The following is a 1,740-nucleotide window of genomic DNA, read 5'->3' as shown; positions in this document are numbered from 1 at the left end:
CTCGTGGCCACGGCCCGGTGCCCCTTGAGACTCTTAATGGGTTTCGTCAAGCAGCCTGAACCTCTGCGGATGCCTTCTCGCGCGGGTTGTACTCCCTCTCGTAGAGCCGGCCGTCCCGGAGCATGGCCCACAGGATGGAGACTCGCTGGCGGGCGACAGCGATAACGGCCTTCTTGTGGCGGCCTTTGTCGTGTGTGTAGCCCTTGTACTTGCGCAGGTACATCTCCTTCTCCCACGTCCCCGCGGTCAAGCACGCGACCTGGGTCGACAGGAAGAATGCCCGCTGGAGGGGGCGGCTGTACTGGGTCGGGCGCAGACGGTTTCCCGTGTTTGATCCGGAGTCACGAGAGACGGGAGCCATTCCTGACGCGACAGCGAGTCGCCCAGCGGTCGGGAACCGAGAGATGTCGCCGATCGCCGCGAGAAGTTCGGCCGCAAGGAGTTCACCGAAGCCGGGCATGGACAGGACGATGGGCGCCTGGGGGTGCTGGGAGAGGAGTTCCTTGATCTTCTTCTCCAGCTCCTTCAGCCGGTTGTTCATCTCCGTAATCTTTTGAGCGAGTTCGGACACCAACTCGGCTGCCGGGTCTTCTTCACTGGCTGCTGATTCCTGGGCTTTAGCGGCTGTTACGGCCCTTTCTGCGATGGCTGCCGCCTTTCTTACTCCACGCTTGGCGAGCCAGGCAGTCAGCCTGCTCTCGCCCATGCGTCGGATGGCAGTTGGTGTCTGGTATCCGGACAGGAGGACCAGCGGCCCTGCGGCTTGGGCGTAGTCGAAGGACCGCTCCAGTTCCGGGAAGATGCTGGTGAGCAGGGCCCTCATGCGGTTGATGGTCCTGGTGCGTTCTGTTGAGAGGCCGTTGCGGTGGGCCAGGATGAGCGTGAGTTCCTTGGTGACCCTTGGGGGCGCTGGCACAGGGACGGTCTGCCGTCGAAGGCAGCGGGAGAACTCGGCAATGATGTAGGAGTCCTTCAAGTCGGTCTTGCCCTGCCCACTGAAGCTCTTCTTGAAGGCCGCGAACTTCGAGCCGGCGACGTACCGCGGGTTCTGACCGTGGTTGGCCAAGATTCCCAGAAGCAGAGATGCCGGGCCGTCAATGAGGTCAAGAGCCCAGGTCACGTGGTCCGACATGCTCATGACCTCGCCGAATGCGGCCAGGATGTCCGACTCGGAGTTGACCACCTTGCGGTTCCGCAGCGACTCGCCGTCGCTGTCGACCACTGTGAACCAGTGATGTCCTTTTCCTACGTCGATCCCAGCCCATACCTGCGGTGGCCGCTGCGTCATCTCGTCTCTCCAGCTCGATCACGGACAAAAAGCGCCAGGCCACCCCTGGAGCAAGTCCGTACGAGCGATCGAATCGCAGCTCTTAATCAGTTAGTGAGGGTGGCCTGAAGGCTGGCCGACGCAGTCTCAAGGAGCCCCTTCGATGGGCAGGCGATTGAAAGTCGCATCCAGCCTTCCAGGCTGTAGATGTAACGATCATCAGACAGCAGGGACACCCGCCAGCAAGTCCGTACAAGCGATCGAGTTGCCACTCTTAATCAGCAGTCTGGGGTGCCCCAGAAGGCCGGTCGACGGAGTCCTAGAGCCCCTTGGTGGGCAGGCTGATGAGAGTCACATCCGGCCTTCTGGCTGGACGCGGAGTTTACAGCCCGACCGGGTGCCCACCTGCACGCCCGTACTGTAGCGATCATGATCGCAGCTCTTAATTAGCAGCGAGAGCGAGCAGCGGCACC

1 protein-coding gene is annotated in these 1,740 nt (G+C 61.9%); it reads right to left on the bottom strand.

The window, feature by feature from the left end:
- Positions 1-46: 46 nt before the first annotated feature.
- A complete protein-coding gene (locus tag ABZ471_RS48540) occupies positions 47-1,288 on the bottom strand; it encodes an IS110 family transposase (protein ID WP_359075588.1) in 1,242 nt (413 codons plus the stop codon).
- Positions 1,289-1,740 lie beyond the last annotated feature (452 nt).

It is taken from the genome of Streptomyces sp. NPDC005728, assembly GCF_040630895.1.
Classification (GTDB): Bacteria; Actinomycetota; Actinomycetes; order Streptomycetales; family Streptomycetaceae; genus Streptomyces.
This window is presented reverse-complemented; position numbering and strand designations above follow the sequence as displayed.